Raw genomic sequence first — 15,630 nt, 5'->3', positions numbered from 1 at the left:
TGGGGTCGAAGTGGCTGCCGGTTTCCGCTTCGAGAATTTCCATCGCCTCTTCAAAACGCATCGGCTCCTTGTAGGCCCGCCTGGAGCAGAGCGCGTCAAAGACATCCGCCACCGCGAATATTCTTGCCGCAAGCGGAATGGCCTCGCCCGCCAGCTTGCGAGGATAGCCGGAGCCGTCCCATCTTTCGTGATGGGCGACGACCACGGCTTTCGCCTCGTCCAGCCAGTCGATGTTGCTGACGATATCCTCGCCTTGCGCGACGTGCGTCTGCATGATCTCCGATTCTTCCGCGCTGAGCCTGGCTGGCTTGCGAAGAATCGCGTCGGGAATGCCGACCTTGCCGACATCGTGGAGAAAGCTGCCGATGATCAGGGACTGCATGGTTTTCCCATGCAAGCCGATGCATTCGCCGATACGCGCGGCGATCCAGGCAACACGGAGATTGTGTGCTCCGGTGTCGGAATCCCGCTTCGCGATCGCACGCCCGAGGGCTTCCATCATCGAAATATGCGAGCTCAGGATCTCGCTGGTCTTCCGCTCGTTTTCCGCGGACAGGCGCACGACGACCGGATAGATCACCGCACCGCACACCAGGGAGGCCAGACCCACCATCAGCGCCGCTGTCAGGGCGGTCCCGAACATCTGCTCGCGCTGCCAGTCAGAGACGACCCGCACTCCCTCGAAATAGCCGGCAATCGGCCCCGCATCGCCTTCGGCCCCGGCTTTCAGCGGGACAAACACACGCAATACCCAGCGCTTGTCCTGGAGCTTCAGGCTTTCAAACGAAGCGACCGCCTTCTCCGGCCGCGCGTGGACGGGAAGCTGCCCCTCGACCAGGCGGCCCGCCTCGGTCATCGTTATCGCGAGTTTCCGCCCGTTCCCGTCATAGATCTCCGCAATGTCGAACAGCCCGCCGGCGAGCGCATCCGACGCCTTTCCGGCTTGCTCGCCGGCCTTCGGACCGCTCAGGGCCTCGGTATCGAAATGGTGCAGATGCAAGAGCCGGCGAGACTCTTCCATGGCAAGGGATACCGTGCTTTGTTCGGCATTCCGATGCGCGACAAACCAGGCGGCAGGGCTTGCCACGGCGGCGAGAAGAATGCTGGCGAAACCAATCTGGATCGCAGTACGGCGGTTGAAGGAATTCATGACAGCACGTCCGGTTACCGGCACTAAAACCAAAGCGAGAATCGTGCTAGCGCAATGGCGGCAAACGGAAAAAAGCTGGAGAGAAGGCCCGAGGTCGTACCGTTTCAGTCGGGAATTTTTCTGCCCCGATGCGGCCGGAAATACGGCCACGGAGATATTGTTTGCCTATACTGCTTAAGTGGAACTGAATAAGCGGAACTGAAGACGGCTTTCATGCCGAAGATCAGCATTTCGCATTTCGGCTTTTCTCCTATACTGTACAAACGTACAGTACTAATGGAGGAATGCCATGGATGCGGAAGTCGACAAGCTGGCTGCGGCCGAATCCCGCTTGCGCGAAGTCATCGCCGACATTGTGCGGCGGCGCACTTCGCGCAATGTGCCGCTGAGCTGGCGCCTGATGTTCGAGATCGAAGACGAAGCCCTCTCCCTGCTGCAGCACGACCCCGAACTTGACCTGCGCTACCTCGACATGATGGCATCGCCGACCGCGCAACGGCATGCGGGAAACGACGAGCCGGCCGGGTTGAGCGATGTGTATGCAATGCATACGGCCTTGTGGATGATCCAGGAGGCGTATTGCCGCGCGCATGCGCATGGCGTCCGGCCCGCCGACCATTCGCATTCGGCGAAGAACAAAACGGCTCGGTCCGCAGTCATACCGGGTATGAGCTAGCAGCTTGTTGAAAAACAGAGCGGGCGGATCAGGGTTGGAGCCTGCGAAGGTGCATGTCAACAGCCGGCTGGAGCTTCGCTGGAGAAGGATGCAATCATGGATAATGAAAAGCAATTCGCAGGAACCGGAAGCTCCGCGCCGCGCATTTCGCGCGTCGCTTTGCTGGCGGGCGTTGCAGGCGGTCTGGCAGCGCTCGCATTACTCTCGACGGCGCGTACCCAGATGCGATCAAGGCGCTATTCCGATCGGGCGGAGGAACGGCGCGATCCCATGCATTTTTTCCTGGCGGGCAAGTATCCGCACCGCCGGGCAATCGATCGCTCCGGCCGGCGGCCCCTGTTTGAGCGCCGCCAGTCCGTGTACGATGCCTATTGAATGGCGCCGAAGACCGGTGTCATCGCGCTTGCTTGCGGCCCTTGCTGAAATCAGTGCTCGCGCCTGAACAGCACCCGCAGGCGCAGCCATGCGTAGTACCTGCTTCCCAGCCGAATCCTGTTATGAAGCGTTTTTCCCATGATAACCTCCACTGCATGATCCCAGTGTAGAGAAGGCTTTCCTGAATGAATGTGACCAGCAGCACAACCGAGCATGCGCGGACGTAAACGCAACAGTGTTACGAGCGCGCTTGTGCGTCGGGTTTCCCCGGCGCGGGCAGTTCCGTGTTTTATTGACCTGGCGCATGTAACGACCGCTTGCGCGCGTCGTATGATTGCCGGCCGCCGACCGGACTTGTTTCCCGAGACGAACCTCGATCGGAGGCGCATCGTCTTGCCGTATCGGCTCTCTGTCCGGTCCGTTGCCGGGCGCCATGGCTTTTCCTCATCTTGCATTTTGGAGTCAACCGTATGAACCTGATGATCACTGGGCACCACCTTGAAATCACCTCCGCGCTACGCGCCTACGTGGAAGACAAACTCGAGCGGGTCGTCCGCCATTTCGATCAGATCATCGATATTGCCGTGGTCCTCGGTGTCGAAAGACCGTCGGAGAAGGACAAGCGGCAACGTGCCGAAGTCAACGTGCGCCTGAAGGGGAATGTGATCCACGTCGAGAATTACGCCGACGACCTGTACGCGGCGATCGACGGCCTGGTCGACAAGCTCGACCGCCAGGTGGTGCGTCACAAGGAAAAAATCCAGTCACATCAGCACGAGGCGGCCAAGCGCGTCAGCAGCGAGCTTTAACAGCGTTCAGGCGAGGCGATGCTGGTTCATTTCACGACCAGCGTCGCCTTCATGGTGGGATGCAAGGTGCACACGTAGTTGAAGACGCCCTTGCGTGCCGCCTTGAATTTCCACGTTCCGTCAGCCGCAATTTCTCCGGAGTCGAAGCTGCGGTTTTCCGCCGTCGCGGTATGGGGGAACGCGTCCTTGTTTTCCCACACCACGGTGTCGCCCGCCTTGACCTCCAGCGTCTGCGGCGTATAACGCATGGCTTCGATCGTGATCACATGCAGCGCAGGCGCCCGGTCGGCGAGCGCCGCACCGCCGCTGCCGAACAGTGCCATACTCAGCAGCAGCACCATTCCTCCAAGGCGCCGCAGCTTGCGGCGCTCACCCAGGATCGCAGGCACGATGACTCCTTATTTCAGGGAAGCCTGGATTTGCTTCGCGTGCTGCAGGTGCTCGTCGAACGCCGGCCGCACTTTTTCGATCAAGGCCTTCAGCTCCGGATTCTTTGCATTCGGCAGCAGCGTCTTGTCGATCGCGTCCAGCACCGTCTGGTGATAGGTCACTTCATTGTCGACATAAGCCTTGTCGAAGGCCGCGCCTTTTAGGCCCTTCAGCTTGCTGATGGTCTGCGCGCCGCCTTCTTTCAGCGACTTGCTGGTATCGTTTTCTTCCGGCGTGACTTTCAGCTTGGTGACCAGCGCCACTGCCTGCTTGTTGACACCGGTATGGTCGGTCACCATGCGCTTGGCGAATGCCTTCACCTCCTTGTTGTGCGCCTTGGACTCGGCCAGCTTGCCGGCATCGACGTCCACGTTGTTGGCGGCGACGACGATGGCGGCGATCTGCGCGTCATTCGGCGCAGCAGTTTGCGCGACGGCTCCGCCGGCGGCGAAGGTCAGCAAGGCGGCGGCGATAGAGACGGAAAGTTTGTTCATTGCAGAGCTCCTTGAAATGGATTGAAAAGGCGTATGACGCCGCACGCGGCACATGTCTTGCCGCGCCGGTTTCTGGTCGTCATGCCACATTGGATGAAGCCCGGAGGCGTAACGTTCCCGCGCATCCGATTTATTTGCGGGAGGAAAAAAAACGGGAGCCCGCAGGCTCCCGTCCGTTGGTGCGCGGCAGCGGTCAGGCGGCCTTCATTTCATCCTCGATATAGGAGCGCACGATGTCGTCGAAGCTGGCATCGTGCTTGAAGCCCAGCGCGTCGGCGCGGGCGGTGACGAAATCACCCGGCCAGGAATTGACGATGCGAACGATGGCCGGGTCCTGCTGCCAGCGGATGCGCCCGGCCGCCTCCCGGCCGCCGACGCGCTCAAGGGCGGCCACCATTTCCTGCACCGTGGTGGCGAGTCCCGGCAGGCTCAATGCGCGGCTGCTGCCGAACTGCCTGCCGTCGAGGTCATGGCCGTGGATCAGGCTGTCGATGGCGTAACGCGGCGAGAGCAGCCACATCGGCGTCTCGGGCGCGACCGGGCAGACCGATTCGATGCCCTTGAGGGGTTCGCGGACGATGCCGCTGGCGAAGCTGGAGGCCGCCTTGTTCGGCACGCCGGGCCGCACGCACACGGTCGGCATGCGCAAGGCGCGGCCGTCGATGAATCCCTTGCGGCTGTAATCGTTGATCAGCAGTTCGCCCATGACCTTCTGCGTGCCGTAGGAACTCTGCGGCGTGAGCACCTGGCTGTCGGGCACGCGCTGCGGCAGCTCGCCGCCGAAGACCGCGACCGAACTGGTGAAGACCACGCGCGGCTGATTGCCGTTCTTGCGGGCGCGTTCGAGAATCAATCGCGTGGCGTCGAAGTTGATGCGCATGCCCAGATCGAAGTCCGCTTCGGCATGGCTGCTCACGATGGCGGCGAGATGGAAGATCGACTGCGTTTCCGGCGTCAGCACCGCGTTGATGACGCTCTCATCCGCGATGTCGCCGCTGACGACCTGCACGCGCGGGTCGCTGAAGCCTTGGGCGGGCACCACGTCGAGCAGGGTGATGCGCGTGATCGGCGTCTGCTGGCCCGCCGCATTGGCCAGTGTGCCGCGTTCCAGAAGACGCTTCGCCAGTTTTGCGCCCAGCAGTCCGGCGCCGCCTGTGATCAATACCTGCATGGTTTCCTCTTTGAATAATGCGCCCGTTCGGCGCGGTCAAGAATGCTTTGCGCTGCAAAAATTGGCGTGGGAGCACGCGCTCCAAGGCCGAAGTCAGGTATATTGTAGTACAAAGAACAAAGTTGTATGATAAGCAGACATCATATCTATTTGCCCTATTGAAGGCCGCCGGATGACGAATACGCCTGCATTCCAGGTTGAACCGCTGACCGCCAACGTGAAGATGCCGGACCGCGTCACGCAGGCGCTGCTGGAACTGATCCGCAGCGGCGCCTTTCCGGCCAAGTCGCGCCTGCCGTCCGAGGCCGAGATGGCACAGCGCTTCGGCGTCAGCCGCACGGTGATCCGCGAAGCGGTATCGCGGCTGAAATCGGAAGGCCTGGTGGAATCGCGCCAGGGCAGCGGCGTCTTTGTGCGCGAGGCCGGTCCGGACACGCCGTTTCGCATCGATCCGACCGCGGTCGATTCGATCCAGTCGGTTCTGCAGCTTGCCGAACTGCGCCGCGGCCTCGAAGCCGAGATCGCCGCGCTGGCCGCGGAGCGTCGCACGCCGGAGCAGATCGCCGACATCGGCGCCAAGCTGCAGGCCATCGATGACGCAGTGGCCGCCGGCGGTGACGGCGTCAGCGCCGACATGGAATTCCACCGCAGCATCGCGCGCGCCACGGCCAATCCGCATTTCCTCGCGCTATGGGACTTCCTCGGGCAGTTCCTGAAAGGCTCGATGGCGATTTCGCGTGCCTGGGAGGCGCGCACCGAAGAAACCCGCTCGCAGGTGCAGGAAGAACACAAGGCGCTCTATGCCGCGATCGCCGCCGGGGACATCGAAGGAGCGCGCAATGCCGCGCGCCGCCACATGGAGATGGCGTCGCAGCGCATTCGCACCGCCGATCCGGAATTCCTGAAAGAACACAGCAAGTAGCCGCCCGTCGGCACGACTAACGATAGCGAATCGACATGACTCTCTTACTCGGCTGCATCGCGGACGACTTCACCGGCGCGACCGACCTGGCCGGCATGCTGGTACGCGCCGGCATGCGCACGGTGCAGATGATCGGCGTGCCGCAGGCGCCGCTGCCGCCCGATATCGACGCCGTGGTGATCGCGCTGAAATCGCGCACCACGCCCGCCGGCGACGCCATCGACGAATCCCTGGCCGCGCTGAAGTGGCTGAAGACGGCCGGCTGCCGGCAGCTCTATTTCAAGTACTGCTCCACCTTCGATTCGACCGATGCCGGCAATATCGGCCCGGTCACCGATGCGCTGATGCGCGCGTTGAACACGCGCTTCACCATCGCCTGCCCCGCCTTCCCCGAAAACAAGCGCACCGTCTTCAAGGGCTATCTCTTCGTCGGCGACGTGCTGCTGAGCGAAAGCAGCATGCGCGACCATCCGCTGACGCCGATGCGCGACGCCAACCTGGTGCGCGTGCTGCAGCGCCAGACCGATCGCAAGGTCGGCCTCATCAGCCATGAGACGGTCAGCGCCGGCGCGACCGCGATTGCGACGCGCATGGACAGCTTGCGCAGCGAAGGCGTCGAGATCGCCATCGTCGATGCGATCTCGAACGAGGACCTGATGCGCATCGGCGCGGCCTGCGCCGGCCTGCCGCTGGTGACCGCAGGTTCCGGCATTGCGCTCGGCCTGCCGCAGAATTTCCGCAAGGCCGGCCTGCTGAACCGGCAGGCGGCGGCCGACCAGTTGCAGTTTCCGCAGGGCTTGCGCGCGGTGATCGCCGGCAGCTGTTCCGCAGCGACGCAGGCACAGGTCGCGCACTACATCGACGAGGGCCAACCCGCATTCGCCATCGATCCACTCCGGATCGCAGCCGGTGTCGACGTGGTGGCGCAAGCGCTCGCCTGGGCCACGCCGCTGCTGCGCGACAGCGCTCCGCTGATCTATGCCACCGCCAGCCCGGATAACGTCAAGATGGTGCAGACGCAACTCGGCGCCGAGCGCGCCGGTGCGCTGGTCGAGCAGGCCCTGTCGGCCATCGCATGGGGCCTGGTGGAACGCGGCGTGCGACAACTCATTGTGGCCGGCGGCGAGACTTCCGGCGCGGTGGTCGGGGCGCTCGATGTCGACGGCCTGCACATCGGCCCGCAGATCGACCCGGGCGTGCCATGGACCAAAAGCCTCGGCGATGCGCCGCTGGCGCTGGCACTGAAGTCCGGCAATTTCGGCTCGGTCGATTTCTTCACCAAGGCCTGGAGCATGCTGCCATGAACGAATCGGCACTGCGCGAAGAGATCTGCGCCTGCGGCAAGTCGCTCTACGATCGCGGCCTCGCGACCGGCAGCAGCGGCAACATCAGCGTGCGCCTCGATGACGGCTGGCTGCTGACGCCGACCAACTCCTGCCTCGGCCGTCTCGATCCGGCACGCCTGTCCAAGCTTGACTGGCAAGGCAATCTGATCTCCGGCGATCCGGCATCGAAGGAAGCCTTTTTGCACCGCGCGATGTACGAAGAGCGCAGCGGCGCCGGCGCCATCGTGCATCTGCACGCCACGCACTCGGCCGCCGTGTCCTGCATGTCGGACCTCGATCCCTGCGATTGCATTCCGCCGCTGACAGCCTACTTCGTGATGAAGATCGGCCAGCTGCCGCTCATTCCCTATCACCGTCCGGGCGATCCGCAACTGGGCAACGCGATCCGCGGTCTGGCAGGCAAGCACGCCGCAGTGCTGCTTGCCAATCACGGGCCGGTCGTGTCGGGCAAGACGCTGGAAGCCGCGACCTACGCAACCGAAGAACTGGAAGAAACCGCGAAGCTGTTTCTGCTTTTGCGCGGACACAACCCGCGCGTGTTGAACGACGCGCAGATCGCCGATTTGAAGCAGGCATTCAATCTCGACCAATAAGAAAGGAACCGACGTGCCCAAATTCGCCGCCAACCTCACGATGATGTTCAACGAGGTCCCTTTCCTGCAGCGCTTCAAGGCCGCCGCGCAAGCCGGCTTCAAGGCTGTCGAATTTCTCTTCCCCTACGACTTCGCGCCCGAGGAAGTCGCCGCCCAGCTCAAGGCCCATCATCTGGAAAACGTGCTGTTCAACATGCCGCCCGGCGACTGGGCCGCAGGCGAGCGCGGCATCGCATCGCTGCCGGGACGCACCGCGGAATTCCGTGAAGGCGTCGCCACGGCAATCCGATATGCCAAGGCACTCGGCACGCTGCGCCTGCACGCAATGGCCGGCCTCCTGCCGAAAGGCGGGGACGCTGCACAATACCGCAGCATCTTCATCGACAACCTGCGCTATGCCTGCGCGGAAGCAGCGCAGCACGGCATCACGGTGCTGATCGAGCCGATCAATACGCGCGACATCCCGGGCTACTTCCTGAACACGCAGGCCGAAGCGCATGCGATCCGCGAGGAAGTTGGCGCGCCCAATCTGAAGGTGCAGATGGATTTCTACCATGTGCAGATCGTCGAGGGCGATATCGCGATGAAGGTGCGGCGCTACCTCCCGCACATCGGCCACATCCAGATCGCCGGCGTACCGGAGCGCAACGAGCCGGATACCGGCGAGGTCAACTACGCTTACCTGTTCCGCCTGCTCGACCAGCTCGGCTATGACGGCTGGCTGGGCTGCGAATACCGTCCCGCGAAAGGCACGGTGGAAGGCCTCGGCTGGATGAAGGCCTTCTGATGCGCCCCCTGCGCAACGCGTTCGGCATTCTCGCGCCAACAACAAACAACAACACAAGGAGACATCGCATTGCATCCGAATCACGCGTTTTCATGGACGGCGGCTGCGCCGTCGCATGCCCGCAAGTCCGCAACACCTTCGCAGCACCCAGCACTCCCCTTCACAAAGCCTCAAGGAGACTCACAATGAAAGCTTTCCGTTCCAGCGTTATCGCAATCGCAGTGTCCGGCCTGGCGCTGGCCTTTGCATCCCATCCCGCCTCGGCGCAGACCGTGATGCGCATCAGCGTATCCACCGCGCAGAACTCGCATCAGGGCGTTGCCATCGACACCCTGGCCAAGGAAATCGAGAAGCGCACCAACGGCCGCTACAAGATCCAGACCTTCTACGCCGGCGCGCTCGGCGCGGAACGCGAGGCGGTCGAGGCGGTGCAGCTCGGCACCCAGGAGCTGACCTGGACCTCCACCGGCCCGATCCCGAACTTCGTGCCGGAAGTGAAGATCCTGGACGTGCCTTTCCTGTTCCGTGACTACGCCCATGCACGCGCCGTGCTGGATGGTCCGATCGGTCAGGACATGCTGAAGAAGTTCGAATCCAAGGGCATCAAGGCCCTGGCCTGGGGTGAAAACGGCTTCCGCCACATGACCAACAATAAGCGCGCGATCAACGGGCCGGAGGACATGAAGGGCCTGAAGATGCGCACCATGGAAAACCCGGTACATATCCAGGCGTACAAGGGCTTCGGCATCATCCCGACGCCGATGGCCTTCACCGAAGTGTTCACCGCGCTGCAGCAGGGCACCGTCGACGGCCAGGAGAATCCGCTGTCGGTCATCACCGCCAACAAGTTCGAACAGGTGCAGAAGTACCTGACCCTGACTGGCCACGTCTATTCGCCCGGCGTGTTCCTGATGAACAAGGCCGCCTTCGACAAGCTGTCGCCGGCTGACAAGCAGGCCTTCCTCGACGCCGCCAAGGTTGCCGCCAAGGCCAACCGCGATCGCGTCGACGCCGACGAGAAGACTGCGGTCAACGATCTGCGCGCCAAGGGCATGCAGGTGGTGGACAAGGTCGACAAGACCAAGTACCAGGCCGCGCTGGCGCCGGTCTTCACCGACTTCGAGAAGCAGTTCGGCAAGGCCAATCTCGACAAGATCAAGGCCGTGAAGTAATTCAGCAAACTCGGCAAGCCTGGCGCCCCGTCATCGACGGGGCGTTTCGCATGCATCGGATAATGCCGTTCGCCGCAATCTTCGCGGCGGATGATCTGATCGATAGAGAACAACATGAAATCTGTTTTTTTGGCGGTGGAACGCCGCCTGACCGCGCTGTCCATGGGCATTGCCTGCCTCATGCTGGCCCTGTCGGCCTGCCTGGGCATGTTCCAGATCCTGACGCGCTTCGTCTTCGAGCAGCCGGCCGAATGGACCGAAGTGCTGATCCGCTTCTTCCTGATCTGGATGGTGTTCATGGGCCTGCCGGAAGCCTTCCGGCTCGGCTCGATGGTGTCGATCGATCTCATGCACCGCCTCGCGCCGCCCGCCTTCCAGCGCGTGCTCGACGGCGTGATCGCGATTCTCACGCTGGCGCTGCTGGGTGTGATCATCTGGTACGGCTGGGATTATGCGCAACGCGGCAGCGTGCAGACCATGGCCGGCCTGGAGCAGATCTCGATGTTCTGGGCCTATCTCGCGCTGCCGGTCGGCGGCGTCTGCGCCATCTTCGGCGTCATCGGCAACTTCCTCGAGCCGAAGCACGAAGAGCTTGAAACCGCCCAGTAATCACACGATCAAGAGAATTCGCCATGTCTATCACCATGCTCATCACGATGATCGTGTGCTTCGCCATTTCGGTATCCATTGCGGTATCGATCGGCCTGGCCAGCGTCGTCGGCATTTCCGTCACCAACGCCAACATGCTCATCGCGGCGAAGGAGATGTTCACCTCGATCAACAAGTTCCCGCTCGCTGCGATTCCGTTCTTCATCCTCGCCGGCAACCTGATGGAAACCGGCGGCATTTCCAAGCGCCTGGTGGAGTTCGCCAAGTCGCTGGTCGGCGGCATCCAGGGCGGCCTCGCTGCGACCTGCGTGCTGACCTGCATGATCTTTGCGGCGGTATCCGGTTCGTCGGTGGCCACCACCTTCGCCATCGGCTCCATCCTGATTCCCGCGCTGGTCAAGCACGGTTATCCGGTCAACTATGCCGCCGCGCTGCAGGCGACTTCGGCGGAGCTCGGCGTCATCATCCCGCCATCGATTCCGATGATTCTTTACGGCGTCTCTGCGGAAGTATCGATCGGCGAACTGTTCATCGCCGGCTTCGGCCCCGGCATCCTGATCGGCGTCGCGCTGATGGTCTTCGCGGTGATCTACGCGCGCATCAAGGGCTACGGCAAGGATGATCACGTGGGCAAGCTGTCGGTCTTCGTCGCGGCGAAACAGGCCTGGCTGGCGCTGCTCATGCCGGTGATCATCCTCGGCGGCATTTACGGCGGCGTCTTCACGCCGACCGAAGCGTCGGTCGTTGCGGTGTTCTACGCGCTCATCCTCGGCGTCTTCATCTACCGCGAGACACGCCTGACCGATGTGCTGCGCATCGTGCGCAAATCGGTGCTGTCCTCGGCGGTGATCATGTTCATCATCGCCAACGCCGGCCTGTTCAGCTTCATGATCACCCGCGCCGGCGTGCCGGAAGCGATCGGCGCTTTCCTCGCCGACACGCTGAAGAGTCCGCATTACTTCCTGCTCGGCGTGAATGCCGCGCTGTTCGTGATCGGCATGTTCATCGAGACTTCGGCATCGATCATCGTGCTGGCGCCGATCCTGGTGCCGGTGGCGATCAAGTTCGGCGTCGATCCGGTGCACTTCGGCATGATCATGATCGTCAACCTTGCACTCGGCATGATCACACCGCCCTTCGGCGTCAATCTGTTCGCCGCCTGCACCGTGGCGAAGATCTCGCTGGACCGCATCATCTCGCGCCTGATCCCCTTCGTGCTGGTGGTGCTGGCCTGCCTGATGCTGATCACCTACTTCCCGCCGCTGTCGCTGTTCCTGCGCGATCTGGTGTACGTGAAGTAGCAATGTCCCGAGGCGCGCCCTTCGGTGGGCGCGCCTCGATGCCTCCGCCTTCTCTCTTCTCTTCCCGTTCGCCGCATCGAACAAAACCCGATGTGACGGCCCGCACCATACAGTCTTGTTTGGTGTAAATTTTTCCTGCCGTACCTGGATTTCACTTTCCGGACAGATGCATGTCGCCGCCGGCGCGAGTGCATCCGTCCTTCGACACTGGTGCTACTCCCGTCTTCGCTCTCTACCTTGCGCTCACGCAATCCATGTCGCGATTGACAAGTCTCAACGGTTAAAGGTTTGGCAATACTAGACTGTTGGTGAGCAGCGAACACCTATCCGGAGAAAAGCAATGCAAATGTCGGGGAGGAGCGGGTTACTGGGACTTGTGCTGATCTTGATTGCGGGACTCAGCGCCTGCGGAGGAAGCGGGGCGCCATCCTCCTCCAGCCAGGCAGGTCCGTCGGCGGGAACGAGCAAGCTTCTCGCCGAAACAGTCGTCGAAACCTGGACAAAATGCGCCGATGAAAATCATCTGTGTTCGTTCACGGGAACCACGCAAGTCCGCTACGGATTGAACGGCACTTACGCAACACGCACCGCGACCAGTTCCATCCAGTGTTCCAACAGTGTATTCGGCGATCCCTTGCCCGGCGCCGACAAGATCTGCGAGTACCTCACCACGACGGTCGTCACCGATCCGCCACCACCGCCGCCGCCACCTCCTCCAAGCGACCTTACCTGGACCAAGTGCGCCGACGAGAATGGCGTCTGTGCGTTCACGGGAACCAGGGAGGTACGCTACGGCTTCAATGGCACGTACGCCACCCGCACCGCGACCAGCGCGATCGCCTGCAACAACAATGTGTTCGGCGACCCGGTACCGGGCGCCGACAAGATCTGCGAATATGCATCCACCACGACGGTGGAGCCGCCTCCTCCACCGCCACCCCCACCACCTCCACCGCCGCCTCCGGGCAGCGATACCTGGACCAAGTGCGCTGACGAGAACGGCATCTGCTCGTTCACCGGGACGCGCGAGGTGCGCTATGGCTTGAATGGCACGTATGCCACGCGCACGGCGACCGGCTCGATCGCTTGCAACAATAACGTGTTCGGCGACCCGCTGCCGGGTGCCGACAAGATCTGCGAATATTCGCCGACCACGATCGGGGAGCCGCCTCCGCCGCCACCACCGCCGCCACCGGGCGGCGACTGCAATGGCGTCATCGATCAATGTCTCGACTTCACTTCGCCGCTTGTCACGAAATACAAGGGCGGCAAGACGGCGGCCGCCTCCTACACCTTCGATGACGGCTATCCGTCCAGCTCCACGATTGCCTCGATCTTCGAGAGCCGTGGATTGCGCGCGACCTTCTATGTGATCGTCAGCACGGCGGACATGGCAGGCTGGCCGTTCTGGAAAGGCCTGGCGGCAAAAGGGCATGAGATCGGCAATCATTCGATGACACACACGGTCGACATGTCTGACCCGCTGGTGACGGATGCCACCCTGAATACGGAAATCAATGGCGCGCAGAGTGCTATCGAGCAGCAGATCGGCATCAAGCCGCTCAGCTATGCATTCCCATGGCATGCCTATACCAGCCACGCGTTGAGCATCGCCGAACAAAGCCATATCGCGGTGCGCAAGGTGGCCATGGACGATCCCGCCTATCGCTTCGTCTTCTTCGACCAGGATCACACCGCCACGCTGGCGCAGGCGCTCACCAATGCCAACAACACATTGAGCGAGGTCGTTTCCATGGGCGGATGGATGGTCGCCGGCGGACACGGCGTTGATGGCGACGGGTGGAGTCCGATCACTTCGCAATTCCTGAACGACCACCTGAACTACGCGAGCCAGTATTCGTCCCAGTTGTGGATCGACACCTTGCTCAACGTGGCGCGCTATCGCCGCTGCCGCCCGCAGGTGACCCCGGTTGCGACAGTCTCCTCGTCGACCCAGGCGGTGGTCAGCCTGGAAGGCAATTTCGAATCAGGGGTGTGCACCGCAGCGCTCACGGTCAGCGTGCCGGTCAAGCTGAACCTGAGCAGCCAGATCCAGGCGCGCACCGCCGCCGGCGCGCCGGTGGCGACCACGCTCGCCGGCGGAAAACTCATTTTTGATGTCGTGCCGGGGCAGCAGGTGATTCTCCAGCTTACGCAAGCGAACTGAAGATCGAAGCCTTCACTGGTCCTCTTGAGAATTCGTCAAGAAGACCAGTGCGGACGGTCGCCGCTTCACCTGTATCGCCATGCAGGCGTCAGGGGCATTGGCGATTGGCGGTGTTTCGACACAAGTTGGCCTTGCCCATCGACAAGCTAAAGTCCTACAATCGATGAGCGGCTTGCGGGATGTGCGGCAGATGACGGTCGCCGCGCGTTGCAAATCCGCATATGCATGCAAGAGCAGCCATACCCGTTGATGCGTTTGCATGCCGCACATGAAATCCATGCCGAGCGAATCAATGCCGCATCGTGCAGCGCGCCAGCCGATTGCAGGCCTTCAAGGATCCAACAACTGATATCGCGCGAGCGATGCTTCCGAATACTGATCGACGTCCTGCATTGATGCGCCAGTAAGGCCGGGCAAACCAGGCATGGCCATCGACACGCGGTCAGACACGAGAATTTATGGACGAGAAACTCAAACACGATTGGGACCCACGTTCCGAGGCGGTACTCACAGATCAGATCGCCGCGTATGACGAAATGCGCCGTCGCTGTCCGGTGGCGCACAGCGCCTACCTCAACTGGTCCTTGTTTCGGCACGACGACGTGGTGCGCGCACTGCTGGATCACGAGACCTTCAGCAGCGCGGTTTCCAGTCATCCCGCCGTGCCGAACGGCATGGATCCGCCGCAGCACACCGGGTACAGGCGGATCATCGAACCTTATTTCAACGCAGAACGGATGGCCGCGTTCGAGCCTGTATGCCGCGAGGTCGCGGCCGCGCTGGCGAACAAGTTGCCGGATGCAGGCGAAACCGAATTCATGGCTGCACTGGCCGAAGATTATTCCCTGCAGGTCCAGTCCGCCTTTCTCGGCTGGCCTTCCGATTTGCATGAGCCTCTGCGGCGCTGGGTGCGCAAGAACCACGAGGCGACCCTGACTCGCGACAGAACAGCGATGGAAGAAGTCGCCTATGAGTTCGACGGCTACATCCGCGACTTGCTCACGACGCGCCGCGCGGCAGGCGCCGATGCGCCGGACGATATAACGACCAGCCTGATGCACGAACAGATCGCGGGCCGCCCTCTTGATGATGAAGAGATTGTCAGCATCCTGCGCAACTGGACGGTCGGGGAGCTGAGCACCATTGCCGCCAGCGTCGGCATCCTGGCGCATTATCTGGCGGCGCATCCCGAGCTTCAGCAGCAACTGCGGCAGCAGACATCCCTGCTCCCTGCCGCGATCGACGAAATCCTGCGCCTGCATGCGCCGCTGATCGCCAACCGCAGAATCACGACCCGGCCGGTGGAAATTGCGGGGCGCCAGTTCGCCGCCGGCGAACGCATCACGGTGATGTGGGCCTCGGCCAACAGGGATGAAGAGGTGTTCGGCAATCCGGATGAATTCAGGCTCGACCGCGATCCGTCACAGAACCTGCTGTACGGCGCCGGCATCCATGTCTGCCCCGGTGCGCCCCTGGCACGCCTGGAGCTGCGCATCATTGTCGAAGCGCTGCTGGCGCGTAACAGCCGCATCGCGCTGGTGCCGGGCAAGGAAGCGGTGAACGCGGTTTATCCCGCCAGCGGGTTTTCCACCTTGCCGCTGTGGTTTGAGCGCGCGCGATCCGCGTAGA

Annotated in this window: 16 protein-coding genes; 12 read left to right on the top strand and 4 right to left on the bottom strand. The window is 62.3% G+C overall.

Going from position 1 to position 15,630, the window contains the following annotated elements:
• On the bottom strand, window positions 1-1,150 hold a 1,150-nt coding region (locus VJ651_RS08530; RefSeq protein ID WP_324107039.1), incomplete at its 3' end, for an HD-GYP domain-containing protein.
• 289 nt (window positions 1,151-1,439) lie between these two features.
• On the opposite strand from VJ651_RS08530, the gene VJ651_RS08525 reads away from it, so the two are divergent.
• The 3 genes from VJ651_RS08525 (at window position 1,440) to hpf (ending at window position 3,010) form a co-directional block, all read left to right on the top strand.
• Window positions 1,440-1,826, top strand: coding sequence for a DUF2471 family protein (locus VJ651_RS08525; RefSeq protein ID WP_324107038.1), 387 nt, complete (start codon window positions 1,440-1,442; stop codon window positions 1,824-1,826).
• Window positions 1,827-1,922: 96 nt separating this feature from the next.
• Window positions 1,923-2,201, top strand: a complete 279-nt coding sequence (locus VJ651_RS08520) for a hypothetical protein (protein ID WP_292937800.1) — start codon at window positions 1,923-1,925, stop codon at window positions 2,199-2,201.
• Window positions 2,202-2,671: 470 nt separating this feature from the next.
• Complete coding sequence (gene hpf / locus VJ651_RS08515) at window positions 2,672-3,010, top strand: ribosome hibernation-promoting factor, HPF/YfiA family (protein WP_324107037.1); 339 nt, start codon at window positions 2,672-2,674, stop codon at window positions 3,008-3,010.
• A 26-nt stretch (window positions 3,011-3,036) separates the two neighbouring features.
• Here hpf and VJ651_RS08510 read toward each other — a convergent pair whose 3' ends face one another.
• The 3 genes from VJ651_RS08510 to denD form a co-directional block, all read right to left on the bottom strand.
• Window positions 3,037-3,399, bottom strand: a complete 363-nt coding sequence (locus VJ651_RS08510; RefSeq protein WP_324107036.1) for a cupredoxin family copper-binding protein — start codon at window positions 3,397-3,399, stop codon at window positions 3,037-3,039.
• A gap of 9 nt (window positions 3,400-3,408) precedes the next feature.
• Complete coding sequence (locus VJ651_RS08505; RefSeq protein WP_324107035.1) at window positions 3,409-3,933, bottom strand: DUF4142 domain-containing protein; 525 nt, start codon at window positions 3,931-3,933, stop codon at window positions 3,409-3,411.
• Window positions 3,934-4,126: 193 nt separating this feature from the next.
• A complete protein-coding gene (gene denD / locus VJ651_RS08500; protein WP_324107034.1) occupies window positions 4,127-5,104 on the bottom strand; it encodes a D-erythronate dehydrogenase in 978 nt (325 codons plus the stop codon).
• A 172-nt stretch (window positions 5,105-5,276) separates the two neighbouring features.
• Here denD and VJ651_RS08495 point away from each other — a divergent pair, with 172 nt between their 5' ends.
• The 9 genes from VJ651_RS08495 (at window position 5,277) to VJ651_RS08455 (ending at window position 15,629) form a co-directional block, all read left to right on the top strand.
• Window positions 5,277-6,026, top strand: a complete 750-nt coding sequence (locus VJ651_RS08495; RefSeq protein ID WP_136414054.1) for a FadR/GntR family transcriptional regulator — start codon at window positions 5,277-5,279, stop codon at window positions 6,024-6,026.
• A gap of 35 nt (window positions 6,027-6,061) precedes the next feature.
• Window positions 6,062-7,330 carry a 3-oxo-tetronate kinase gene (gene otnK / locus VJ651_RS08490; RefSeq protein WP_324107033.1) on the top strand — a complete coding sequence of 423 codons (1,269 nt, stop codon included), beginning with the start codon at window positions 6,062-6,064 and terminating at the stop codon, window positions 7,328-7,330.
• On the top strand, window positions 7,327-7,965 hold the full coding sequence (gene otnC, locus VJ651_RS08485) for a 3-oxo-tetronate 4-phosphate decarboxylase (RefSeq protein WP_324107032.1): 639 nt from the start codon (window positions 7,327-7,329) through the stop codon (window positions 7,963-7,965). Before otnK ends, otnC begins: the two co-directional genes overlap by 4 nt.
• Before the next feature lie 13 nt (window positions 7,966-7,978).
• The gene (gene otnI / locus VJ651_RS08480) at window positions 7,979-8,752 is read left to right on the top strand and encodes a 2-oxo-tetronate isomerase (RefSeq protein WP_324107031.1); all 774 of its coding nucleotides are present in this window, start codon (window positions 7,979-7,981) and stop codon (window positions 8,750-8,752) included.
• Between the two features lie 185 nt (window positions 8,753-8,937).
• Complete coding sequence (locus VJ651_RS08475) at window positions 8,938-9,924, top strand: TRAP transporter substrate-binding protein (RefSeq protein ID WP_324107030.1); 987 nt, start codon at window positions 8,938-8,940, stop codon at window positions 9,922-9,924.
• Between the two features lie 114 nt (window positions 9,925-10,038).
• Window positions 10,039-10,533: a TRAP transporter small permease gene (locus VJ651_RS08470; RefSeq protein ID WP_324107029.1), complete on the top strand. Its 495-nt coding sequence runs from the start codon at window positions 10,039-10,041 to the stop codon at window positions 10,531-10,533.
• A 23-nt stretch (window positions 10,534-10,556) separates the two neighbouring features.
• Window positions 10,557-11,834, top strand: coding sequence for a TRAP transporter large permease (locus VJ651_RS08465; protein WP_324107028.1), 1,278 nt, complete (start codon window positions 10,557-10,559; stop codon window positions 11,832-11,834).
• Window positions 11,835-12,174: 340 nt separating this feature from the next.
• Window positions 12,175-14,001: a polysaccharide deacetylase family protein gene (locus tag VJ651_RS08460; RefSeq protein ID WP_324107027.1), complete on the top strand. Its 1,827-nt coding sequence runs from the start codon at window positions 12,175-12,177 to the stop codon at window positions 13,999-14,001.
• A gap of 458 nt (window positions 14,002-14,459) precedes the next feature.
• The gene (locus tag VJ651_RS08455) at window positions 14,460-15,629 is read left to right on the top strand and encodes a cytochrome P450 (protein WP_324107026.1); all 1,170 of its coding nucleotides are present in this window, start codon (window positions 14,460-14,462) and stop codon (window positions 15,627-15,629) included.
• The last annotated feature ends 1 nt before the right edge of the window (window position 15,630 follow it).

The sequence above is a fragment of the Noviherbaspirillum sp. genome (assembly GCF_035254865.1).
Classification (GTDB): Bacteria; Pseudomonadota; Gammaproteobacteria; order Burkholderiales; family Burkholderiaceae_D; genus Noviherbaspirillum.
This window is presented reverse-complemented; position numbering and strand designations above follow the sequence as displayed.